Source organism: Acanthopleuribacter pedis (assembly GCF_017377855.1).
In the GTDB taxonomy this organism is placed as follows: domain Bacteria; phylum Acidobacteriota; class Holophagae; order Acanthopleuribacterales; family Acanthopleuribacteraceae; genus Acanthopleuribacter; species Acanthopleuribacter pedis.
The window spans coordinates 245,341-268,128 of the sequence record NZ_JAFREP010000005.1 but is presented as its reverse complement, the minus strand read 5'-3'; the positions used below and the strand labels follow the sequence as shown (position 1 = coordinate 268,128).

Here is a 22,788-nt window from a genome sequence, read left to right as displayed (position 1 = left end):
ACCTGTCTGGCCCAACGTTGACCCGGCGTACCCCGAAGCGGGTACGCACACCGCCGTGTGTGGTCCACAACTGATTTTAAACGTGAGCCGAAGGCGAACAACAACTGGTTACACCGAAGGTGTTACGGATTTCAGCCCAGGGTAAATGGTTGTAGAACAACCATTTACCCTGGGTCCCTTGGGGTTCCCGTCGTGTAGGCCGCCGGAGGTGCCGGCACCACAAAACCAACCACCGGTGGTTTTAATCCACAACGCCTCTGGTGTCAACGCCTTCAGCGTTTTACCCTCCGTGAACCCCAAGCACCCAGGGTGCGGCCATTTTCAATGACCGTACCCTGGGCTAAATTATTGCATCCCTGCAGGATGCGTCCAGAGTGGCCGTGCTCCGCCCGGCGTTCATTCAAAGCATGGTCCTAAAATGGGGTTGTGCGGCCCCCGTTGGGGCTCGCCCGAGAAGCTCTAATTATCTAGAATACTTACACTTGTTCTTTTGTTTTTTAAATTTCGCGACCCATTGGCGACATCCAGTTCACTTACAAGCCCTTTACCTTTAAGGGGTCTTTTTTTACATTCCTTCATTTGGTCAGTGCGTTTTCGGTGGCTCTTAGACAAAATGGGAAACGGCTTTCATACAGTGAGACGCGATCCTGTTGGTTCGCCTGGGGCGGTGCGAGCACCAATCCTCGCTGTTTTACCGTGATCGACAGTGCGTAGCGGCCTTCTGGAGCTCGGTATAAGGTGAGTTACCCAGTATAGAAAAGTCATCGATGATGAAGTGAAAGAACTTGCGAAGGATATCGCGCACATGCTTCTTACTTGGCTTCTCACCGATCAACTTTTCTTGGAACCACCAAACGAAGGGCCAAATCTCCATCGCTCCTTCCACGATGAGGCTTTCGCTATTCAGTATCAGGTAATCGTTCCCGAAGGTCTCCAGTATTCGCCTGGTCTCTTGGACTTCCGCCTCGCTGTACTTTTCTTGAACCTTCAGGTGGAGGAAGTAGTGATCCAGAATCGCGGTGTTGTAGGCCAAAATACCCTTTCGTTTTTTTTCGTGAGCTGCGATTGCTGAAGGAATTGGCTGGGCATTCATCTTCAAGCTGGAGGAATGGAAAAGGACATCAAGCGCAGGCTACCTGAAACAGTGTGACCTAACAAGAGGTGCCATTATTCAGGTGAACGCAAAGTAGAAATACGCTCCTTATCTCCCAGGCTGAGATCTGAGAAAAAATTGAGCCCGGTCATCGCTTCTATATGACGAATACTTACCAGGTAATCCTCAATCTCCCCGTGGGCCTTCTGGTGATGTGGCAACAGATATGCCTCGAAAACAGGCTGACCTTCTTCTTCCCAGATGACGATTTGGAAGAACATCGGCGCGACATGGACCCCTTCTCCGATCACATCATAAACACCAGGGCCGAATATTGGTCCTGCGAACACCCAAAGTTCATCATGTCGCGGCAGCAACGTTTCTCTGATCCGGGTCTCTACGCCGTTCCAGATCCCTCCCGCACCATTGAATGAATCATGGGCCTGAGGAACCAAGTTTGAGAAGTAGTTAATCTCGTAGACGGTTTTTGCATCATCAGGATCGTCAACGTCGAGGTCTTCATCTGGTCCATCTGCCAGAAGCCCGTCGCCGTCACGGTCGCCGCCCGAAATGAAAAAAGGGGCCAGGTGTCCCTTGGCATAGTTCCGTATAGAATCGTCATATGCACCCTGCCAGTCGGATCTTTTGGGCTCGTGTTCCATGCTCTCATCGTCACGATACTTTTCCCATTGCCCTTCTCGCTCCGGGGTTTTTCGGTACTCGCCAATCAAGCGGTAAGCGACCCAACGTGGTGACTTCTTATCCTGATCATACTCAAACACGTAGGCGTTTCTTCGGATTATCGGACCGTCAGAGGGAGCTCCACCGTATATGTGCCTGCTGGATGAACTCTGTGAAAAAACCTCAGTGCTGGCACCATTCAGAACCAAGAACAAAAAAAAGTGAAGGAAATATTTCATTTCAACCTCGGCTAGTTTCGCTCTGACCTTGATGGCGGTCCCGTTCGAATGTTCTTTTTTGCATGGGGTTAACAGTCCGATTCTCGAATTTCGAAGAACCTGTTTCTGTCAGCCAAAAACAGTTGAAAGCTGGCTGCTTAGGCCGTGGTGTCTCCGTAATGTCCACCCGAATCATACCCCAAAGTCCTCATCGCTTTCGAAGGCAATCATGAGGAGATAAGGTCTGATTCGATTTAAATTTCCCAAGGAAGGACTGTTTTCTTGGAACGACCAGAATTTGAGACAGTCAATTTAGCCTAACTGTTTGGGAGCAAATAGCTTGATAAGTTTTTCCATGTAAACGTGAGAATTTTTGGCCCTATATCGGTACCAATTTCGCAAGAAAAGGTTGAAATGATCCTTTAATCAAAAAATTTGGAGAAACCTATTGAACGACAAATGGGAGTTCTACCAGGACAGGAAGGGTGAATGGCGTTGGCGAAGAACCGCGCCCAACGGGAACATTGTTGGAGCGTCTTCGGAAGGCTATAAAAGCAAAAGTAGCTGTGTCTCAAATGCCCGTCGCCATGGATATCAAGAGTCTTTAACGACAGGGTCTACCGATAGGTGGGAATTTTATAAGGATAATGCAGGTAAGTGGCGGTGGAGAAGAATCGCACAAAACGGCCAGATTGTCGGTTCTTCAACAGAAGGCTACTCCAACAGAGTGGACTGTGAAAGCAACGCGCGCCGAAATGGTTACAGATAGCCATTCTTGCCAAATGACAGTCCTTTAAGGGCGGGGTACTCAGCTACCCGCCCGAGCGGTTTTCGAATCAATAGGGATGGTTTGAGGAATGGATGTAAGCATCGTCTCAATGGTAACGGGTCCGATTAGCCTGATGGCTGCGTTAGCTGTGGTTCTTTACTGGTTTTATTTAACGAAAACCAAAGAGAAAATAAACTTAATTAGCACAGCAAGTGAAAAAGAAAGAGGAATACTGATTCAGCAGACCATGGATGACGTGTATATTGATACCAATAAAATGTCGGGTGAGCAGTTACATGATTTAGCCATTAAAAAGATGGAAACGCGAGAAAGAAAGCACCGCAGGGTAATACGAGCGGCACTTTTAGTCTTTGTGGTTTTCTCTTCTGTGACTGCGTTTTCTTTTTTCTTTGGCCAAAACATTAAAAAGAATAACAGTTTCAAAATGAACCCTGCGGTTGTTGAGAAAAAGTCCGAACAGAAAAATGCAATTTATGCATCAAGAAAATCGAAGGTCTTTCATAGTTCGTTCGATTGTGTGTATGGAAAAATGATCTCTCAAAAAAATAAAATAGAAGGTCAAGCGGCAAGAGAAGGAAGGACTCTTCATTCTGGATGCCCTAAGCTTCACTTCTAGAAAGAGGAGAATTACGTGTCACAATTAACAAAGATGTTTTCGATTTTGGCATTGTTAGCTTTTTCCAACCCTGCGATCTTATGTTCAGATAGCTCTGCAACGGGAGGAAAAGACAAGAGCCAAACTGTATACATTACAAAAACAGGAGAAAAATATCATGCTGACGGTTGTAGATATTTAAAGAAAAGTAAGATAATTCAAACCAAGCAAGAAGCGAAAGAAAAGGGCTTTGATCCATGTTCTGTTTGCTTCAAATCGAATATCTCAGCTGATAAAAACCCCGCAAGTACGGCCCAGAAGAAATCGAAAGTTTCAGATGGACGTTGTGTTGCGAGAACAAAAAAGGGTTCAAGGTGTAAAAGAGTTTCTTCTGCCAGTTCGAGCACTTGTTGGCAACATTGATGGCCAAAAGAAGTGGCAGAAACTAGGCATGTTTTCATACATGAACCAAATAGATGTTGGTATTTCAGGAAAACATTGAGAGGTAAACAAGAATGGCTAAACGAATGACAAAAGCGGAAGCTGGACTATTGTTTTGGGGAATTGTTATTGGGCTTCCGATTTACGGGGTTTTTCAGCTTGCAGAGCTCGTTGGGTGGTATGTTCTTGCGGCAGGAGTAATTATCATACTTTGTCTTGTGGCCTATTTTACCTCGGAGGCAAGAAAACGGAAGTACCGTGACCTGATGGAAAAATACGGAGATTCGGACCTTGTAGATCTCATTATGGAGGGGTCATTTTGGTTGGGTCAAACCGCAGAACAGTTGTTCGATTCCCTGGGGTCTCCTGTTGACATCGATCAAAAAATATTGAAAACAAAGAAAAAAGAAGTATGGAAATACCAGCATCAAGGGAGCAATAGATACGGCCTTCGAGTAACCCTCGATGATGACATCGTTGTAGGATGGGATCAGAAAGCCTAACGTTTGCACTTATCACGGCCCTCATCCAAAGAAAGAGGAAGGATCGTTTCCTGAATCCAAATTGAAAACAATCAAAAAATGAACAGAACGATTCTCATTATTTTTGGTACCCGCTCCCCAAAGTCAGGAAATACCCATGAGCGTTGGCGGGCGCTTTGAAAACCAACAGCAAGATATTGAACCTCAGATCCATGTCGCTTATGTTGAACATGCGCCACCCAAGATCAGGTATTTGATAAGACAGGGTGGAATGTGGAGAGAAAGGAGTTGTGAAATTTTTAAAGATCACAAACGAAGAGAGCATAATATTTATGCACTTTACGATTATGATGAAAAAGATCTTTGGGTGTACATCGGACGAAGCATAGATTTAAAAAGAAGATTAAGGCAACATCTTGCGTCGGCGCGGAGAGGAGGGGAAGAGTTGACTACCCCATGGCTCAAGAAGGTATTACCTCTAGGCAGGGAGCCGAAAATGATTAAAATAGACACTGTCTGGGGTAATGGTTTTGATGGGTGGTGTTATGAGTTCATTTGGCAAGTAGTGGCAATTCGCGATGGAGCGAAATTAGCCGTTGAAAACCAGGTCATCAGTACAAAAGAACACCTTCCAAAATTGACTAGATACCCATGGATGCAAAATGCTGTTGATGAAAGAAGTCTTTTTGCGGTTCAAGGCTTTGAAAGTTTTCTCAAGGTGTAAACATCAGTTGACCTTGATATAAAAATAGACAGCGGCATTGTTAGGTCTAGTTTCTGTACTAGCGTTTGCTTGTGGCTCTGTTTCCTTTCGCTCGTTTGCATCTTTTCTGAGCGCTTCGGGCCAGTTTCCATTATCTTTTGGAGTGCGATCATGACTGTATCTATCAAAATAAGGGTGAACATGGCTTTGTAGGGCATGAGGTTGTATAGAACCTGGTATTCTTTCTTTATCCGGGTCACTGAAGACATCATCTCTTCCGAAATTTATCCCTCGCAAAAAGACAGCTCTCAAATCAGGTAGCTCTGTTTTTCCTGTCTTTTCCACGAAACCACATGTTAAAGGAAGATCTTTTTGACCTGCTGCGAGCACCCAAGAAAACTTCTTGAAATCTAAATTTGTGTATGGTTCATTATTGGCGATCATGCTGAACTTATCTGGAGGCAGAACTGAAGCAATAACTGCTCCTATAGGAAGTCCGCTACTAAAAGCCTCGCTCTTAATTTGGGATTTTAAGCGTTCTGCTTCTTCATGAAGCTCATCTTTTATTAATTGAACATTAACATTCCCATGAATTTCATCCAAGCGCCCCTTCATAATCCCAAATTGAACAGCTCCTGCAAAAATTGCAAGAACAACAGTCACAGCTACACCCAAATCGAAGTATCTCAAGCCTATGCTTTTTTCATTTGTCGAGATAGTCAAGCCACTCCTCCTTCTGTAAAATGCGGAGAGCTTCTTTCCAAGCCTATCAACTGTCGTATTACAGTGCTCTCAACCTGCAAAGGACGCTTTCTATCGTAATTTGCGTCAAAAGAAGAGGAATTGGCTCAAAGTGCATGAAAATACGCCGAGCAATTTGGAAATTTTGTCAGTTTGTTTATCAGATCTGGGATAATCTCTGAAAAACCTTTTTCACTTCAGGCGAAGTCTCGCCTCCCAATGTTTTGTCCGAGTTTCCCTCAGAAGTTGACCTGCCAGCTCGCTGGCCAAGACCAACGCCCACTCAAGAGTTAGATTTTCCCTCCTGCTGGATAAGCCAATTCCTTCCTAGCGCTAAACATGGTAATCCTTCGCACATTTTTCTCTCGTAATTCGCCGATCAAATGAGGAGCATGCAAACAGGAACTCGAAGAAAAAACAAGGAAGCTCTCCTTCCTTCCGTTTTCATTCGCGCCTTCCGTGACAACTGCGACCTGTCTTTTGGGCCTGGAAAAGAGTGCCACTCAGGTGGCGGATTCCCTGAGTGGGCCAGAAAATCAGGCAAACCAAGAAAAAACAAAGTTTCCTGGAAAATATCGGGCGAAATCCCGTTTTAATTAATAGAGGCCTGATCCTCATTTGCTGAAGTTGTAGACGAGTTCGACACATTGCGGAGCCTAGTCAGGGCTACCACCTGTTTGGAATCTCAAACCCCTACAGCTTCTACTCATTGATTATCCAAATAAGAAGAAGAGGAAATTATGCGTGTTTGCCTTTTTTTAGCTTTAATCGCTATTCTTACGGCTAGTGATTTAATAGCTCAACAGAGACTTGAACCCGAAGTTTCACAAATTGAAAACGACGATCTCTACCTGACAGAAGAACAAGAGATCATACTTCAATTAATGGAAGAACGTGGGCTGGACCCAGAAAAAGTCACCTTTGAAGGTGTGGACGTGATCTATGATGGTGACATGTATTTTCACAAATCAGTTCTCCTGCTGGAGAAGGAATTGAAGGATTGCAGTCATTCAAAGCAACGACGTTATGCGAACTTAGTCCTTAACGAGAACGTAAAAGACATACGGATTCAAATTGATTCAACTGTATCCTCAGCTTGGGTCAGCGCAATTTCGGATGCATTGCAAGCGTATCGTGATCTTCCTAGTTGCAGTATAAACTTTTACGTTGTAGAAAACTCTCCCGACGTGGTGATTACTGAAAAATGGTTAGGCTGGATGCGATATGGATATGCATACGGGCCGGTAAATGGTATGCCGGGAACGAATGTTTTTGTCGGAAAATACGCTCGTTTGAATCATAGTGAGCGAGTGTTTACTGTTGTTCACGAGCTTGGTCATATCGTAGGAATGGCCCACACCGATGATGCCAACCATACCCTAATACGGAGCACCCCTGAGTCAGATGAGAACTCAGTCTTCAACAGCGCTCAGGGAACCTGGAACGGTTTCTCTTATTGGGATGTTAACGCTCTTAGGTGGCTCTATCCCGATGTAGAAAAATAGTCATTGCCCCCGGGAAGCGGAAACGCTCCGCTTCCCGGTTTTAAAAGTTGCTTCTTTTTACATGCAGCTATATCATTGTTACATATTTTTACCAAAGCAATGCTTGAGAAAGTCTTGAAGGTTTTTGCCGGATTTTGGGGATTTGTGGTTGTATTCTATGGCGTGTCACTTGTGTTCTTTCCTGTTGGACATGATGTACCGGTTAATAATTACAAGGGTTGCTACAGAGGTATCTTTATCGAAGATCTTAATCGAATATATGGTGAGTCAATATATGCCAAAAACCCCAAGTCGGGCATAACGTGTCTTAATTTTACTGGTGCTGAGTTTTTAGAGTTTACATATGGGTTTATTGAATATCTTCTCTACCATATACCTCTTGATAAACGCTCCGACACTATGCTCTTTGTCCCCTTTGTAGCTTCTGTAATTTTATCCTTTGTGTATCCGTTTCTGTGGGCTAAGAGAAGAATTGCCAAAAAAGATACCTGCTCTAAAATAACGAGAAAGCTCTTCAATTAGCTCTGTCTACATGGCGGAACCACACCGATTACCGCCACCCTTTCCTGCTTCAGTCCGCAAAGCGAGGTAAGTGAAATCGGCCAGCTCCAATTGGAGCTGGCCTACCCTTTTTAAAGAATGGGCGATTCAAATTCCTCTTTCAGTTTGACCAACACCTGTTCATGGTATCGGAAAGCGTTTTCGTCAAGAGCCTGATAAATTGCCTTTTTTGAGGATTCGCTGAGAAAGACTACTTGGTATCCTTTTTCGTGATAAAGATCATGATTAAAGGATGCTCGTACTTCATCTTGTGCTTGCTTTACCTCAGGTGGTTTTGGTACGTCGTACTTGCGATAGTCCAACGCGACTTCATTCAAAGCAAAAATGATGTGGTCGTAGGATTCCGCAGAGAAACGGTATTTCATAAGGGATTGGTTAGAGGTTAAAAACAGAGGGTTAACCCTGATAGGATTGCCGGTGATTTTTAAGATCCATAGAAAAAGAAAAAAGGAAAAAAACACTCAAGGTGGCTTTGACACCTTCCAAATTCCCCGAATCGCTTAAGGCGTTTCGGTTGAAATTGGAGCGAAAAATCCACTTTTGCACCCACCTGGGTGTAAAGCTCGTTGGACGCTGGTGGATGCTACATTATACCGGATATATGGAGAATGGTGTCGTTACCCCCCCAAAAGAATCCTTTCGAGGTTCAGGGCAAAACTTCAAAGTCAGGCTGTGCTCTGTGACCCTCTTGGTTCTCTGTGGGTTTCCTTAACGGCCGGTCTTGACGTTCTCAGCAGGGAGCGTATCATGGCGGCATGAACCTCACAGCAATCCAGCAGGCTATCAAAGACAGCGTCCAGGCCGGTGCATTTGAGTCTGCCGATGAAGCACTGATCTTCGCGATCTCGTCACTGAAATGCGCGGCTACGCAAAGTGCCTCGCCAGAATACGACGAGTGGAAAAGAAAAGAATTGGACAAGGCCATTGCCGAAGCTGACCGAGGCGAGCTAATCCCGCACGATATCGTAATGCAGGAAATCGAGGAGATTTTTCACCCACAGGAGGCTTGAGGCTTGTTTGGACATCAACAGCAAGAGAGAGCATGCGGACAATCACCGCCTTCTTAGCCGCAAAGAATCCCGCTGCGGCCCAGGAAGTGGTATCGCGTGTTTCGGCCTCAATCGAATCATTACTGATCTTCCCGCAAAAGGGACGACCCGCGAAGTCTGGCACTCGAGAGTTGGTCATTCCAAAAACATCCTACATCGTGCCTTACCGCATCAAGGGAGACCAAACTGAGCTTCTACACGTCTTCCACACTCATCGAAAACCCCCAAGGCAATGGGAAGCTGCATGATCCTTTTTCATTGATTCGTGTGGGCGTTCGCGGTCGTTGGTGTCTGGCTTGATGCCCAAGTTTCCTCAAAATGTTGGACTCCGTTGCGGGGGCCTGAGGAAATACCGCAGATAACTCGCCTCAGGAGCTTGGGCGCCTAATCGACAGCAGAAGTCGAGACTAAAGGTGTCTCACCTAAAACTTGATGGCCAGAGAAAAGGTTGTCAATTTGGACCTGCAAACCTGTATCTTCAAATACCTGGCGGCCTGGTCGAACAGAAACCGCCTGGCGAGCAGACTGGAATTTTATGATTCACAGCCCAAGTTGGATTTAGGAAAACAAAAAAGGATTTGACATCACCTTGAAAAGGACCTAGCTTACTGATTTAGTGACAAAGGATCTTTTGCCTCCTAGAAGGAGTGAAGATCGATAGTTTCTACTTCTTTATCCTTTTACCTTTTTCCCATGAAAAACAGGAAAAATCCGTTGTTCGAGCTAAGTAAATCGGACATAAGCGTAGTTTTGCACAGTCTCTCCGTTTATAAAGATTGGCTTGAGTTTGAGACGCCTGGCTGGACCGATCACTACCGAGAATTATGCCTTGAACCAGTGAACAGGGTGATGCTACTTCTCAAAAGCTACAACGACGGAATGAAGGATACCGACCTAAAGGGTCGTTAATCCCAAAGATCACCGCCATATTCTGGCGGTGATCTTAACCAATCTCATGACTGCATGGCTGTGAATCCAAGTAGAAATCGCCAGCCCTTGACCTTTCCTAAGTTCTCTACAGAAGTTGGGAATCAGCGTTGCTTAAGCCAAAACAAGCTACGAGCACTTATCTCATTAAGCTCTTGTAAAGAGATTTAAACTAGAGAATCCATTTCCTGATCACAACACCTCGTAGAATTAACCTTCTCCCCATTTAAGATAGTAAGATAAAAAAGGATCAATGAGATGTAGCTTTCCCTCACTTTTGTTCCACTCCAGAACGGCTTCACCTTCTAGTTCTTCTTTCGCAATATTCGTCATACTATCAAGAACTCTTGATATCTCTCGGATGTTTGGAATTTGCTCGTTCAGCACATTCTTTAAGCCCGTGCGAATCTCCTCGTAGTCTAAGACAGATTTTGGACCAGCTTCGGCTATAGCTAATAGAATAGCCTTGTAAATATCACACGTGTTTCCGTCTTTTAAAAGTCTTTGTTTTCTATCTTTTCTTGGCCGTGGTCCTTGAGCCAATCGTTGAAATGTCACTTTCCCCATATCACTTGCCTTAGACTTAAAAAAGGAATCCCAATCAGCCAAGTGAGGAATTGATTGCTCTTGAGTAGGAGCTTCTCTGTAGTTATTAATTTTGCAGATGCTGTGACAAAAATCTTGCATTATGTGCGGACTCCCGTGACTTTCCCTTGAGAGGCGTTCAAGCATTTTATCAACCACGACTAGATTGAGTTCTTTAAAGCCCTTTCTGGCAATTTCGATTAGCTCTTCTTCACTCCAAGTTGGGACAGACAGCTGCTTGACTCTGCCGGTCATTTCTTTTTCAATTTTAATAACATCATATGCTCTATGTGGGATTGCAATAAAAATAACCGGACAACCTTCAAAAATAAGTTCTTTAAGAATTCTGACAATTTGAAGTTGTAAATCTTGATCGACATAATGAAAATCATCAATCACAAGAGGTATTTTGTGTTCTTCTAAATAATTGATAGCCAAGGTGGAATAAGAATAATCTCTGGTTTTTGAATTCGTACTGCTAGTTCCGTTTGTAACTTGGTGATTTGACTTAACTCCTGCTGAAACGACAGGTGTGCCTAATCCTGCATTTAAGTTTCTACCAGTGGTCACACTATCGCTATCGGTAGTACTTGCTGTAACCGAGTTGAATACATTGACTTTGTTTAAAACTTGTTCCCAAAACTCATCCATATTTTGAAACTGACCACCGGTGACCCAGATGCTATCCTTTTTAGGCAAGCGTTTTCTGGTCAGTACGGTCTTGCCCGACTTAGTAGGTCCTGTGATTGACAAAATTTTAAAAGGTTGATCAAGGTAGTCTTCTAGTGCTGACTCAAGATGACGATTTTCTCTTGGAATGTAAGTAAATGTTGGCAGGCCTCCTGCAACAAAAACGTCCTTTGCCTTTTTCAATCGGACCTCCTGCTCTAAATCAACTTCCCATTTTTAGTTATTTTATACCAAAGTTAAGGTCATCTGAAAAAAAATTGGTTAGCGCCAGCCGCCTGCAAGTCGTACGGGAGAAATTTTGAGCTAATCCCATGCTAAGTTTTAGGTCTAGAGGCTTTGAATCCATGTCTTTGCAGATGCTTCAGTAGAGCAAACACGTATTTCCAACCCTTGTCCCTTCCAATGAGAGTAGCTGGCGCAAACCTGCTCAATCTCTCTCCAACCATTTGAGCCAAATTACTTGCTGTTGTGCCTGTGGATCGTGACCAGTAGCGAGCCCAACTTCTTGAGGAAACTTGGACACCTGCCCGGGAGTCACCCACCAGGGCTTCTCTTTGAGGAAACTTGCGCATGCGGCCGGATGCCAGCGACCGAAAATCTCCCTACCAGAGGGAACCTTGACGCTTCCGAACATAGGCGCGCTCGTTCATCACTGAAAAAAGATCATGCAGCTTCCCATTGCCTCGGCGGCCTTCGATGAGTATGGAAGATGTGTAGAAGTTCAATTTTGTCTCCATTGATGCGGTAAGGCACGATGTAGGATGTTTTTGGAATGACCAACTCTCGGGAACCAGTCTTCGCCGGTCGTCCCTTTTGCGGGAAGATCAATAACGATTCGATTGAGGCCGAAACACGCGATACCACTTCCAGGGCCGCAGCGGGATTCTTTGCGGCTAGGTAGGCGGTGATTGTCCGCATGCTTTTCCTTGCTGTTGATGTCCAAACAAGCCTCAAGCCTTCTGTGGGTGAAATATCTCCTCGATTTCCCGCATTACGATATCGTGTGGGATTACCTCGCCTCGGTCAGCTTCGGCAATAGCCTTGTCCAATTCTTTTCTTTTCCACTCGTCGTATTCTGGCGAGGCGCTTTGCGTAGCCGCGCATTTCAGTGACGTGATCGCGAAGGTCAGCGCTTCATCGGCAGATTCAAATGCACCGGCATGGACGCTGTCTTCGATAGCCCTTTGAATTGCTTTGAGGTTCATGCCGTCATGATACGCTCTCCACGGCCAACGTCAAGGTCACCATCTGACCCGCGAGAAACCCTCAAGGAGAGGATTCTCAATTTTCATCGAAGGAGAAACCTGTCCTAAATGCTTACCCAGCCTCCTTCCAAGCAACAAGAGCCCTCCTTCATCTCAAAAAAAATGACAGATCAAGAAAATATGAAAAATCTGACCGCCAAAAACGTTTCTATTTATGAAGAGTGGTTTTTCTTTTCCGTAGGAGGATCGGAATTCAACCGCTGACCGTGAATAAATCTGGGTCAGGTTCAGCCACTTTCCGTTCTTCTTAAAAAAGGAATCCACCAACTCTTGATTGCCCTTTTGCCGGATGCCAGAGAACGGCAGATCGAGATACATCGTTTTGGCCACTGGCTCACTTACAGGCAGATGCTTCTCATTTTTAGACCTGTCCTTTTAGTCCTTCCTTTTGCTCACGACTGAGCGACGTTAAAAATTCAACAATCAAAAGGATTAAAATAATGAAAGTTTTGATTCAAATTCTTTTTGTATTATCCACTTTGAGCTTAGGCTATGCGGATGATTACGAAGAATACAATGCGGCTTATGCCGCTGCTTACGCAATTAAAAATTACAACCTGGCATACGGAAACGGTTCTTCTCAAAACCCTTTCACTGATTATGATGGCGAAACTGAAGGTGGAAACTGCACTAATTTCGTGAGCCAATGCTTGGTTGCTGGTTTTATTCAAACAACTAGCCCGAAGAAGGTTTTTCAAGAACGTTTTGATTTCGATACTGATCGGAATTCTGGAAGCTATTATGAGTGGTTCTTTCACAATGACGGAGATCGAGGACCGGCCTGGACTGGCGCTGCCAAACTATACGAATATGCGGTACACAATCCATCTCACTACAAAGGACTACATTTTCAATACATCACCCACGATACCTCAAGCGACTTCATGGAATACACAAAAGTTCGCGTTGGAGACATTATTTTCGTTGACTGGGAAGGAAATGGGAGTATCGACCACGCAATGATCGTCACCAAATATGAAAGTTGGCGTTGGGGATACAATGAAATAAGGGTGACCTATCAATCAAATAATCGGCTACACAAAGGGCTTGGCGACTTGAATGAAGAGCATAATTACGATGCCTTATTTTATGTGTACAGACCTTTGGACTACAACCCTGAAGGGCTATAGCCATACAGTCGCTTAATTTGACTTAACAGTAAGAAAGAATCAGAGGAGCCTAACTCAAACGGGCTCCTTTTTTATTCAGCGAGCGAAAAACAAAAAGTAAGGTTTCATAAAGGACAAATAAAATGCTGGACCACAACAGGACAAGCAAGCCGAATCCTGCAAAGTTAAGTTCTGTGTGGAATTTTATTCTGAAGTGATAAGGAATGTAACCTGAGAGAGTGTTTGTTACGTCACCCAGTGTGTACCACGTCATAATTTTGTTTGAAATCAGATAAAAACCTTCCATGAATTGTGGAGTGAAAGTGTCCCAACAGTTCAACTGGTCAACAACTGGTTTCTCGCATTCAAAGTCTCGCGAAAGCTCTGTGATCAAAAATAACACCAGGGGAAACAGGCTTAGCGAAAGACAAGCAATCAGGGCTTTAATTCTTTTTTTCAAGGGTATTGAGAAAACTTTCAACCTTATTTAACCCTTCACGAAACAGAGTGTCAAGCTGCGGCATTCAGGTAGATTTGAAAAAGTCTCTTGCGATCACCTTAATCGGATGGGAGATCTCAAGTCTTAACGAGGAGTTGGAAACCAGCCAAGGCCATTCAGGGTGCAAGGTTTTGTGATGAAGTTTCGCTTAGCGAGTTGCTAGATCAACTACAGAGAGCTCGTTAGTCTCGGCCTGCGGGCTGAAAGGCCTTGGCTTCTGGGGGACCTTGGTCTACGTCAGTGGATTGGCAGGCCCAACTTTTGAGGGAAAGTTGGGAACATTGAGGAGATTTGGTTTTAAGGGGCGCCGATAGCTCGATGAGTTAAAATGGAGAGATCTCTCAACCGCGTCACTCTAAACGGAGCTGGGATCACAATGAATCCTAAAAGCCTAACCCAGCAAATAAAGACTGTGTCCATTTGGAAGCGTGGGGATAAACGTGCCCCACACAAGCCTTTGTTGTTGCTGCTTGCATTAGCCAGAGTTGCACGCGGTGAACAGCGATTGACACCGTTTGAGGTCCTTTACTCAGAATTGGAAGACCTCTTAATTAACTTTGGGCCACAACGAAAATCGTACCACCCAGAATATCCTTTTTGGCGATTGCAAAATGATGGGAATTTTTGGGAAATACCTGAAAGGGAGAAAGCCATTGCTGCACGGGGAACAAGAGTTCGAAAAGGCGATGTACCCAAAAATGTACTGGTAGAGGTCAAGGCAAATGCCGGGTTTTGCCTTGAAGCTCATCAAGTACTCCAGCAGAACCAAGGTCTTCTATTCCAAATTGCCACCTACCTTCTTGAGGAACAATTTCCGCCTTCTATGCATGAGGACATCTTCGCTGCAATAGGAATGCCCCGCGCCTATAAACGGCTCGGCGATCTAATCAACAATGATTTCAGGAGTACCATGCTTCGGATTTACGAGCGGCGATGTTGCGTATGTGGATTTGACGGAAAGCTCGGAAACGCCACGGTTGGCCTAGAGGCCGCGCACGTTAAGTGGAGAAAGGCGGAGGGTCCTGATGCTCCAGAAAATGGATTGCTCTTGTGTAATTTCCACCACAAAATGTTTGACCGCGGTGTAATGGGAATAACCCTCGGTCACCAGATCACTGTTTCACAGCATCTTCATGGCGGAGAACGTGTCAAAGAGCTTATTCTTCAATTCTCTGGGAAGAGGTACCACCCGCCGCAAAATGGGTTCCCACGGATTGCTGAAGAATATATCAAATGGCACTCAGAAGAGGTATTTCGTTTTCCTGCGCGACACTTTTGATGGCATTATTTTTAATTTTCGAAACACGGAGAATTGATTTGAACAAAGACATAAACAAGAACAACAAGTTTGATCATTTAACTACTGTCACAAAGGGTGTGCTTGGCATGATTCCTGTCGGAGGATCCTTGCTTAGCGAAATTGCTGGTAGCATTATCCCAAATCAAAGACTTGACCGTTTTGGGGAATTTTTAAAAGCGCTAGAGCAACGCCTAAGTCTAATTGAAGAAAAAGTCTTAGCTGAGCAAGTATCTAATCATGAATGTATTGATCTTTTTGAAGAAGCCTTTATTCATGCTTCTCGCGCAATGAGTCAAGTGAAACGAGGATATATTGCAGATATATTGGCTAACGGAATCAGTGCAGAAAGAATAGAATATTCCAACTCTAAAGTTCTGCTCAAGTTGATCGCCGAACTAAACGAACAGGAGATTATATTTTTAAAGTTTTACGCCAACTCTGGTGCGAACAAGGACGAGAACTTCTATGAGAGACATAAGAAGGTTATACAGCGCATTCATGTGCATATAACTTCACCACAGCAAGATGTGGATCGCGCAGCAATTCAATCTAGTTATCGGGAACATTTAGAGCGCCTGGGATTGGTTAAGAGAAGATTTAAAATTGACAAAAAGACCGGCTTGCCAAAATTTAATACACAAGGAGAACCCGAGTATTCCAATCCAAGAATTACGAACTTAGGTTCTTTGTTGCTAAAAAATATAAACATTCTTTCTTGAAGTCGTTTACGTAAACACCTCTTCATGTACAATCCAACTATTAGTTATAAGTTGGCTATCTCAACCACTCATGAACGTTTATTTATTACGAGAAGATTGACTTTTTAATACTTTCCGTTTCCAGCCCGGAAAAGCCTCCAACCGAGCAATTTCTTGTTCAGATAGTTTTCCCGCTTGCTTTTTGCTTCTTTGTTGCGAGACCCAAATCCCTAATTTGGCTCCACCTGAAACATACCTTTGTGGTACGCAGAGGTGGCCATTTTCTATTTTGAATTTTTCAAGCAGGTCAATCCATGCATCCCAAGGCAGCTTCTTGTTTATCTCCGATTCATGGCATGGACGATCTTCATTAGAAAGAGCCAGAAGCTTTTCGATTATTGAAAATAGCGTCATAGATTCTCGCAACGAGAATCTATGACGCCCGCTGTTAAAGGAAATATCGAATTTAGCCATTTTCTTCGATTTTAAACCAAAACGCCATTGCCTCATTACGGATTTATCTTCAAGTCAATCACTAAATGGAAAGAGTACTACTTGCTTCTTTCACTTACATATTCTGTCAAGAGCATGAGTCACGCGGGCAGTACAGCCATTGCATCCTTGTACTCGTTTTCCGTCATATGCTGCAAAATTTTTTGTTGTTTGCCAGATAAGGCATGTAGCATTCACCATCTCCGCACGGGACTTAGCTTGGGCTAAATTATCCACAACCCCTTCATCAAGTTTATCCCCAGTGCAGTGACAGCAATCAGCGGCACTAAGCTCACTCCATTCCGTGCATTCAGGAGGTATAGGATCGCCATTTGGGTTCTTCCAAATTATTAATATAAGAGAACCCGCTAAGCCTAATACAAAAGTAAGAAGCACCGGCTTCCACCACTTAACACCAGACGCAGTTTCATCCATTTTTACCCACCTTCACTTTTTGCTTCTCTAAAATGAACCATTTTTTAGGATCGATTAAAAACTAATAGCGATTATTCTTTTGATTCCATCATGAAAAAACTTTCTTTCGTGCTTTTTTCCAAAAGCATGAGTTAGCGTGTGGGTGCCTTAAGTCGTTCACTCTTCTCGGCAAATGTTGGGCCAGGTTGGCCTGCTACTTTGGCAGACGGCACGGATTGGTTAAGGTGGAGGTCGTTCCACCATCTTACCAGTTTGCCACCTGCCTTCCCTTTTGTTTTCAATTTTTTCCTTCTGATATCTTGGTTATCTATATGTATTTTCCTCAGGCCAGGTGATTTTCTTTGCTATATGCGCTCTTTTAGGTGTGTCACTCCTCCTCATTTACCTCCAAACACAGATACAGGTTTATGAGAAAGCCCTCTAGGTGCCAGACGTCGGCGTCGATCCCATCGCAATTTCGGTATTCATAAACCTGGTGGCCTCTCTGGTCGCTGACTGTGCTTGGAGGGAAGCGCTCGAAGGGATCTGAGTTGCTCACCTGATCGAATTTAAGGTCGAGCTCATCAAGAAGCTCTGCCAGCTTTTCCAACAGCTCACAGGCCATCCTTTCGGATTCCAAGTGAAGCGCTACCGATGCCGCATTTTCAATGTCCCAGAGTAGGTTCTCACAGGATAGGGTTTCGGGAATTATTCCTTCGTCATGCTCCATTATGACCCGTACCCGGTCATCGAGGCTTACTCCAACTACGTTGGTTGCGTCCAAATATTCTTCTCTGATGTATTCGATGAGGTCCTCCAAGGTCGCATCGTCTTCTTTGTCGAAGATGGCGTTCTCAATCAAAGCGGTAGCCTGACTTTCCACTGCTTGTTGGACTTCGTATGAAAAGTGATTCATAGGGTGAATTGAAAAATGAAAAAAATTTTTTTCCGGGAGCTCTCTCTAAAGCACCAGGCTCATGTAGATTCCGGCGATTTCCTTATCCTGAATACACAGGTAGGACAGGGTCTGCCTTTGGTTGGAGTGCCCGTAAGCGGCCATCAATAGGGGAATTGGGGTGTCGCACTCTGTTCTCTGCCAGTAGCCCCAAGTCTTTCTCAAAGTGTGGCTCGCGTAATTCCCAGCCAAGCCCACACCGCGACACCATGATTTCACCATGTTCGAGAGGGTGCTGACTTTCAGTGGACCCCCTGTTTGTTTGCTCTTAAATATCCATTCGCCATCGTCCGGTCGCTCCTTACGAAAGAAGTTTCCCAAGGCATCGGTTACGGCCTGGTTGATGGTCACCCTCCGGTATGTCTTTGTCTTGCTTAGCTTGATCTCAAGGTCGTCACCTGGCTTCAAATAGCGGACTTGCCCTGCCTTGATGAAAAGCAGCTCATTGGCACGGAACGCGGTATTGATGCCCAAGGTGAACAGCAATAGGTTTCGCGGGCTGCCACTGAGGTTGCTTTTAATCCCATTGATTGCGCTTCGTTCTCGAATGGGCTCGACCTTTATAGATGAACCCTTCTTGGGGTGATTTGGGTTCTTGCAAGTAGATCTTTTTGGTTGGTTGTCATTAATCATTTTAAATAAGTTAAATTAAAAAACGACCGATTATTTCAACCATTTGATTTTCAAGATGGTTGTATGCTACGGTCTTGATAACTTATAAAGTCCGAACACGGCTCCTTAACACCAGAGAAAAACTGCTTTACTTGAGAGATAAATTGGTTCCACTTTTTTCTCAAAGGGGCTACCAACGTATTTTTTGACCTTTTAGAATCGCTGCAAAGCTCAAAAGCAAGCGATAACTTCGGGGTTCGACCACATATTTCCTCATAGGTTGGCAACTCTTCAAAGGCAATGCTCCAAATTCGCCTTATTACCTGCTGATTTGAGGGTTCGACCAACATTTTCTCTGGATTATTCATTATCTTCTCAATGCTTGACAGATAGGCTTCGATCTCCTCCTTTGAAACCGATGCTTCTTTTTTGATGTTGCTCGCTTTTTTCTTTCGCTGTTCCAGTTCATCAATTTTTTCTTCAAGTATCTTTTTGACCACCGTGTTTTCAGTGGATATTATCTTGTCAACTAACAAACTTTGCTCTCGATTAATCTCAGCAACAGTTCGAGTGAAATTCTCACTGGTTCCTACATACTCTTTGCGCTTTTGTTCCCAAGTTTCTAGCGCAACTTCACGAAAAAGATTTTGCATCTGTAGAGAAAACTGAGTGTCTTTGAAGAAAGACTCTACTTCTTTATGAACCTTACTTTGAGGCAGGCGTAAATACCGATGACCTTTGCTGCAATGATAACCTGGATAACGTTTTCCATGCCGTCCTCGAGCGAAGGAACCTTTGAATGGGCCACCGCACTTTGGACAACGAACAACGAAACGATATGGGAAGTCAGGATTGTTGACATCAGATTGATAGGGACTTCGGTTGTGAGAAACGGATGGAGTACCGTCTTCGTTAATGGCAACATGGACTTTTCCTCGGTTAGCCAAGTTGAATATTTCGACCGTAGTCAGCGGTGTACCACAGGCAAATACCGCCTGTCCCTGGTTCCACTTTTCGAGAATTACACCGCAATACCGGGGGTTTGCAATAAGTCGCTGGAGTCGTTTTGGGGTTAACTTGTTTCCTCCTCTCGTTCCTATAACCTTTCTGGTCAAACGCTCATGTACTTCTTGGACTCTGGTTTTGAAACCCATCGCATTTACTTGATCACAGATCTCCTGATCAGATAGAACTCCCTCGGCTCGGAGGGTAAAGATTTTTTGTAGCCACGCGCCTTCTATCGGGTCAGGAACACTAATAGACCGCTTCTTCCCCTCTCCATCCCGAATTTTTTGATTGGTCATTCCCAATGGTGCAGGACGCACCGCGTACCCATTGTTTGCCAATCTGATTTGTTTACTGATGGTTTTGGTCAGAAACTGTACCCGATAATCCCGTGCATCTTCTGCTTCGGCCGCTTCACCTTTTCTGCTTGGAGAAACGACTGACCATTCATACTGAAATCCCGTGTGGGCCAAGAGATTCTGTTCAGGCTGGATACGATTTTGAACATCTCGCAGTTCGACCCCCATCTGTTTGAGCCGATTCTTGAAGTAGAAATGGAAATCTGACCCCCCACGAGTAAATCGATCAATGCGAGGGATAATGCAAACTGTTATCGTTGGATTCTGTTCCAGATAGGCAAACATTTGCTCCAGGACTGGGCGGTCCCATTCTTTCGCGGTGTATGGTTCGTAAAAAACCTTCTTTAACTCGATCTTATTATCGCTCGCCCAACGACGCCCATTGTCTTCTTGGATCTCCCAGCTATCAGTGTAGTCCGCTGCTTTAGCATCCGACACGCGTACCAGCAGTACTCCCAATTGGATTCCGCTTGACCCTAACCTGTTGAGAGAACCGGTTTCCTTTATCGGTTGGCCTGAGGAAATTCGCTCATTTATGACTCTTGGCAAAGGGGGTAACATCATTGTTTTCAAGAAAAAGATGGCTCTATGTTGCTCCCAAATCATCGGGAAGTCAAAGATTGATACGCTTCTCATACACACCAATACTTACAAAATACATCAGATCGATAATGTCTTGAAGCTGCTTGTCAGTAAGCTGCCTGTGTCCTTGACCCCACAGCTCTCTTGCTTTCTTTACGGTCATTTGACGCTGCCAGCCAAATTCAGGTTTTGACCCGCTTGCCGGTGATGTTTGGTCTGAATCCGAAAGGGACATGAAAAAATTACAAAGCAGCAAATCAATACTCATCTGCACGCATGATCGTCATCACGCGGAAGGGCTCCTCCTCCATTGGGTCAACGCCGTAGGTTACCTCCTTGTCGTAATAATCGATCTTGAAAAAATACCTTTCGCCATCAATCTCGAAAGCACCAAAGTCATGTTGATGGTGGGGATCATTCCCTTCGGTAAAGTTGTCGAACGTTTTGACCGCATCAACGATGGCGTCTACATTGCCCGCCTCTCCAACCGATCTGGTAACAACGATCCGACCAGGAATACGCGACGTCTGAGGGCCATGCATTCGGAGTAAATCGTTATTAAGCGCGATTTCGGCGCACTTGAATGCCCGTTCTAATTCCTCACCGTCATGCAGGTCGAGATGATCGGAAAGCTGTCCCACCGTTGGGTCTACGTCCAATTCTAGGATGAGTATTTTGGTGAAAATCTCCAGAGCGTACCTTGCCAGGACATCAGGTGATTCCGGCATCGCAGAAGCCTCTAACAGCCGATGGGAAAATTCAGGATTGGAGTTCATGATGAAAAAGAAAAAGTGAAAAATTTATCGGCCCAGCGCTTTGGCGATGGCTTCAACCACGGGAATGGTGACGGTATACGCAGGAGCCCAGGCTTTTGAACGGTTTACGATTCCCTTGGCAATTCCAAGGTCCAATCAAATACCTCGTGCTTGATGGCCCAAACGGTCGCCTCCAGATCGCACCGCTCAGCATCGTATTCATCAATAACGAGGTCCTCACGAGTGATGGTCCTGGTTGGATCGCCCAGGAGCAGTCCGCAATAGGAAGACACGTTGCCAAAATCAACCCCTTCCTCTTCCAGGACTTCCAAGAACGGGTCCAGGAACCGGAATACTTGATGTTCCATCGTGTGACTCAAAACCTCCTGTACGGCAGCATGGAGACTATCGCTGATGAACTGAGGACCAAAATCATCGAATTTGGTGCGCAATTCACCATCAAAAGCTTCGATGATTTCGGGCCATTGGTCCTCCTCAAAATCATGGGGCTCAACCACATCGCGGCAAAGACGGCGAGCCGTCTTTTCAAGCTCGGCATTGCTGGTGATATCACCCACCAGGCCCTCAAATTCAAAGGAAAGGCTGGCAAGGCTGTCGCTGATGTAGTGCCGAAAACTTTCGGGAATGGATTCACAAAATTGAGACATGGGAAAAACAAAAAAGATCTAAATAGGAGCGGAACCCCTCAATCAGAGTCACTGAACTCGTGTTCCTGATCGAGAGCAGACCGGAGATCAAAAGTGAGCTGGGCCAATGCTTCGGCACGAAGGTCACACCATTCGCGCTGCCGAGCACTGTAATCGTCAAAATAGGTCTCGTCGGTATCACCTGGTCGCAGGGAGAGGAAATTCAGGAGGGCCGCGATGGTCGCCTCAGAATCAATGGCATCAAGGGGTGACGCACAAAAGTCATCACCTTCAAAAATGGGAATTTCGTCAAAGTGGCGATCAAAGAGCCGGTAGGCCAGACGGTTCTTCCCATTCCTGGTTTGGTGGGTATCAAATACCTCCAGCCGAAAGCCGTCTTCCTCCCAGGTTCTCAAAAGAGGGTCTGCTTGGATGCCAATGGCGTGATTGATTTCAGGGTTTGAAGACATAAGAAACGAATAAAAAATTTCAAAAACGTACACAAGTCTCACACCGACCGAAACACCTCATCCCGGAACCGTTTCGGGAAACGCACATACTTTTGGGGTGCAAACGAGCCGGATACCACCGCCACGCAGGCCTGAGCGACAATTTCACTGAAAAGAAAGGCCTGCATGGTGTCATCTTCTACCCGTGCGCACCAGACTTTGGCCGCTTTTACTTCTCCCCACACCGAAAAATTGAGTCCTTGAGTAAGGTGGTCGTAATCGTGGACCGCTCTAAATTGCAGATTGGTCTCAGGGGTCAGGAGGGCCTGATTATTCCGGGTCGTAATCGAAAGCCGGTTGGTACTCACGACATCAGCCTGAAGCACCCATACGTCGGGATAGGGATCAAAATCGACCAAATCCACCAACACCGGCAACTGGTGGAAAGCCTGGCGTACAGACAGCTCGATACATCGGATATCAGGAACCAAATTGGGATGGCTTTGTTGGTACGTCCGAGCAATACCCTCCACGGTTGACCAATCCAGGGGCACAGAGGAGACCACCTTGTGGGCGTCGGGTTTCA

30 protein-coding genes are annotated in these 22,788 nt (G+C 45.1%); 13 read left to right on the top strand and 17 right to left on the bottom strand.

The annotated features are described in order from the left end of the window. Positions 1-691 precede the first annotated feature (691 nt). Entirely contained in the window at positions 692-1,093 is a 402-nt protein-coding gene (locus J3U88_RS07745) for a hypothetical protein (protein ID WP_207858049.1), read from the bottom strand. 74 nt (positions 1,094-1,167) lie between these two features. After that, positions 1,168-2,013, bottom strand: coding sequence for a DNA/RNA non-specific endonuclease (locus tag J3U88_RS07740; protein WP_207858048.1), 846 nt, complete (start codon positions 2,011-2,013; stop codon positions 1,168-1,170). A 427-nt stretch (positions 2,014-2,440) separates the two neighbouring features. Here J3U88_RS07740 and J3U88_RS35250 point away from each other — a divergent pair, with 427 nt between their 5' ends. From J3U88_RS35250 to J3U88_RS07715, 5 genes are all read left to right on the top strand, one after another. Further along, complete coding sequence (locus J3U88_RS35250) at positions 2,441-2,761, top strand: YegP family protein (RefSeq protein ID WP_207858227.1); 321 nt, start codon at positions 2,441-2,443, stop codon at positions 2,759-2,761. A gap of 88 nt (positions 2,762-2,849) precedes the next feature. Next, positions 2,850-3,398, top strand: coding sequence for a hypothetical protein (locus J3U88_RS07730; RefSeq protein ID WP_207858047.1), 549 nt, complete (start codon positions 2,850-2,852; stop codon positions 3,396-3,398). A 15-nt stretch (positions 3,399-3,413) separates the two neighbouring features. After that, positions 3,414-3,800 (top strand): hypothetical protein, encoded by a 387-nt coding sequence (locus J3U88_RS07725; RefSeq protein WP_207858046.1) that lies wholly within the window; start codon positions 3,414-3,416, stop codon positions 3,798-3,800. Between the two features lie 92 nt (positions 3,801-3,892). Next, positions 3,893-4,321, top strand: a complete 429-nt coding sequence (locus tag J3U88_RS07720; protein ID WP_207858045.1) for a hypothetical protein — start codon at positions 3,893-3,895, stop codon at positions 4,319-4,321. 136 nt (positions 4,322-4,457) lie between these two features. Next, positions 4,458-5,024, top strand: a complete 567-nt coding sequence (locus J3U88_RS07715; protein ID WP_207858044.1) for a GIY-YIG nuclease family protein — start codon at positions 4,458-4,460, stop codon at positions 5,022-5,024. Positions 5,025-5,027: 3 nt separating this feature from the next. Here the strand turns inward: J3U88_RS07715 and J3U88_RS07710 are convergent, their stop codons facing one another. Beyond that, positions 5,028-5,726 (bottom strand): hypothetical protein, encoded by a 699-nt coding sequence (locus J3U88_RS07710; protein ID WP_207858043.1) that lies wholly within the window; start codon positions 5,724-5,726, stop codon positions 5,028-5,030. A 758-nt stretch (positions 5,727-6,484) separates the two neighbouring features. Between J3U88_RS07710 and J3U88_RS07705 the strand changes: the two genes are divergently transcribed. Both J3U88_RS07705 and J3U88_RS07700 read left to right on the top strand, forming a co-directional pair. Continuing rightward, positions 6,485-7,249 carry a M57 family metalloprotease gene (locus tag J3U88_RS07705; protein WP_207858041.1) on the top strand — a complete coding sequence of 255 codons (765 nt, stop codon included), beginning with the start codon at positions 6,485-6,487 and terminating at the stop codon, positions 7,247-7,249. A gap of 114 nt (positions 7,250-7,363) precedes the next feature. Then, positions 7,364-7,771, top strand: coding sequence for a hypothetical protein (locus J3U88_RS07700; protein ID WP_207858039.1), 408 nt, complete (start codon positions 7,364-7,366; stop codon positions 7,769-7,771). Between the two features lie 110 nt (positions 7,772-7,881). Here J3U88_RS07700 and J3U88_RS07695 read toward each other — a convergent pair whose 3' ends face one another. Beyond that, positions 7,882-8,175, bottom strand: a complete 294-nt coding sequence (locus tag J3U88_RS07695; protein ID WP_207858038.1) for a hypothetical protein — start codon at positions 8,173-8,175, stop codon at positions 7,882-7,884. A gap of 390 nt (positions 8,176-8,565) precedes the next feature. Between J3U88_RS07695 and J3U88_RS07690 the strand changes: the two genes are divergently transcribed. Then, positions 8,566-8,820, top strand: coding sequence for a hypothetical protein (locus J3U88_RS07690; RefSeq protein ID WP_207858036.1), 255 nt, complete (start codon positions 8,566-8,568; stop codon positions 8,818-8,820). Then, a complete protein-coding gene (locus J3U88_RS35245) occupies positions 8,817-9,107 on the top strand; it encodes a type II toxin-antitoxin system RelE/ParE family toxin (RefSeq protein WP_423842040.1) in 291 nt (96 codons plus the stop codon). The genes J3U88_RS07690 and J3U88_RS35245 overlap by 4 nt, the downstream gene beginning before the upstream one ends. Positions 9,108-9,996: 889 nt before the next feature. On the opposite strand, the gene J3U88_RS07680 is transcribed toward J3U88_RS35245, so the two are convergent. The 3 genes from J3U88_RS07680 to J3U88_RS07670 form a co-directional block, all read right to left on the bottom strand. Then, positions 9,997-11,244: an ATP-binding protein gene (locus J3U88_RS07680; RefSeq protein WP_207858031.1), complete on the bottom strand. Its 1,248-nt coding sequence runs from the start codon at positions 11,242-11,244 to the stop codon at positions 9,997-9,999. A 480-nt stretch (positions 11,245-11,724) separates the two neighbouring features. Further along, positions 11,725-12,015, bottom strand: a complete 291-nt coding sequence (locus tag J3U88_RS35240) for a type II toxin-antitoxin system RelE/ParE family toxin (RefSeq protein ID WP_423842039.1) — start codon at positions 12,013-12,015, stop codon at positions 11,725-11,727. Continuing rightward, positions 12,012-12,266 (bottom strand): hypothetical protein, encoded by a 255-nt coding sequence (locus J3U88_RS07670; RefSeq protein ID WP_207858028.1) that lies wholly within the window; start codon positions 12,264-12,266, stop codon positions 12,012-12,014. Before J3U88_RS07670 ends, J3U88_RS35240 begins: the two co-directional genes overlap by 4 nt. 108 nt (positions 12,267-12,374) lie before the next feature. Between J3U88_RS07670 and J3U88_RS07665 the strand changes: the two genes are divergently transcribed. The 4 genes from J3U88_RS07665 to J3U88_RS07650 all read left to right on the top strand — a co-directional run bounded on the left by J3U88_RS07665 (position 12,375) and on the right by J3U88_RS07650 (position 15,953). Continuing rightward, a complete protein-coding gene (locus J3U88_RS07665) occupies positions 12,375-12,530 on the top strand; it encodes a hypothetical protein (RefSeq protein ID WP_207858026.1) in 156 nt (51 codons plus the stop codon). Between the two features lie 236 nt (positions 12,531-12,766). Further along, positions 12,767-13,456 carry an amidase domain-containing protein gene (locus J3U88_RS07660; RefSeq protein ID WP_207858024.1) on the top strand — a complete coding sequence of 230 codons (690 nt, stop codon included), beginning with the start codon at positions 12,767-12,769 and terminating at the stop codon, positions 13,454-13,456. Between the two features lie 854 nt (positions 13,457-14,310). Continuing rightward, positions 14,311-15,213, top strand: coding sequence for a phosphorothioated DNA-binding restriction endonuclease (locus J3U88_RS07655; protein WP_207858022.1), 903 nt, complete (start codon positions 14,311-14,313; stop codon positions 15,211-15,213). A gap of 38 nt (positions 15,214-15,251) precedes the next feature. Next, on the top strand, positions 15,252-15,953 hold the full coding sequence (locus tag J3U88_RS07650; protein WP_207858020.1) for a hypothetical protein: 702 nt from the start codon (positions 15,252-15,254) through the stop codon (positions 15,951-15,953). Between the two features lie 78 nt (positions 15,954-16,031). Here J3U88_RS07650 and J3U88_RS07645 read toward each other — a convergent pair whose 3' ends face one another. The 10 genes from J3U88_RS07645 to J3U88_RS07600 all read right to left on the bottom strand — a co-directional run bounded on the left by J3U88_RS07645 (position 16,032) and on the right by J3U88_RS07600 (position 22,756). After that, positions 16,032-16,346: a helicase associated domain-containing protein gene (locus J3U88_RS07645; protein ID WP_207858018.1), complete on the bottom strand. Its 315-nt coding sequence runs from the start codon at positions 16,344-16,346 to the stop codon at positions 16,032-16,034. 150 nt (positions 16,347-16,496) lie between these two features. Continuing rightward, positions 16,497-16,859 (bottom strand): hypothetical protein, encoded by a 363-nt coding sequence (locus J3U88_RS07640; protein WP_207858017.1) that lies wholly within the window; start codon positions 16,857-16,859, stop codon positions 16,497-16,499. A gap of 367 nt (positions 16,860-17,226) precedes the next feature. After that, on the bottom strand, positions 17,227-17,700 hold the full coding sequence (locus J3U88_RS07635) for a hypothetical protein (protein ID WP_207858016.1): 474 nt from the start codon (positions 17,698-17,700) through the stop codon (positions 17,227-17,229). 99 nt (positions 17,701-17,799) lie between these two features. Continuing rightward, complete coding sequence (locus tag J3U88_RS07630) at positions 17,800-18,426, bottom strand: tyrosine-type recombinase/integrase (RefSeq protein ID WP_279382501.1); 627 nt, start codon at positions 18,424-18,426, stop codon at positions 17,800-17,802. A gap of 50 nt (positions 18,427-18,476) precedes the next feature. Then, a complete protein-coding gene (locus tag J3U88_RS07625; protein WP_207858014.1) occupies positions 18,477-20,228 on the bottom strand; it encodes a recombinase family protein in 1,752 nt (583 codons plus the stop codon). Between the two features lie 154 nt (positions 20,229-20,382). After that, complete coding sequence (locus J3U88_RS07620) at positions 20,383-20,619, bottom strand: hypothetical protein (RefSeq protein WP_207858013.1); 237 nt, start codon at positions 20,617-20,619, stop codon at positions 20,383-20,385. Next, entirely contained in the window at positions 20,609-21,079 is a 471-nt protein-coding gene (locus tag J3U88_RS07615; RefSeq protein ID WP_207858012.1) for a DUF3768 domain-containing protein, read from the bottom strand. Before J3U88_RS07615 ends, J3U88_RS07620 begins: the two co-directional genes overlap by 11 nt. Positions 21,080-21,231: 152 nt before the next feature. Beyond that, positions 21,232-21,774, bottom strand: coding sequence for a hypothetical protein (locus J3U88_RS07610; protein WP_207858011.1), 543 nt, complete (start codon positions 21,772-21,774; stop codon positions 21,232-21,234). A gap of 38 nt (positions 21,775-21,812) precedes the next feature. Then, on the bottom strand, positions 21,813-22,256 hold the full coding sequence (locus tag J3U88_RS07605) for a hypothetical protein (protein WP_207858009.1): 444 nt from the start codon (positions 22,254-22,256) through the stop codon (positions 21,813-21,815). Between the two features lie 5 nt (positions 22,257-22,261). Next, positions 22,262-22,756 carry a hypothetical protein gene (locus J3U88_RS07600; protein ID WP_207858007.1) on the bottom strand — a complete coding sequence of 165 codons (495 nt, stop codon included), beginning with the start codon at positions 22,754-22,756 and terminating at the stop codon, positions 22,262-22,264. Positions 22,757-22,788 lie beyond the last annotated feature (32 nt).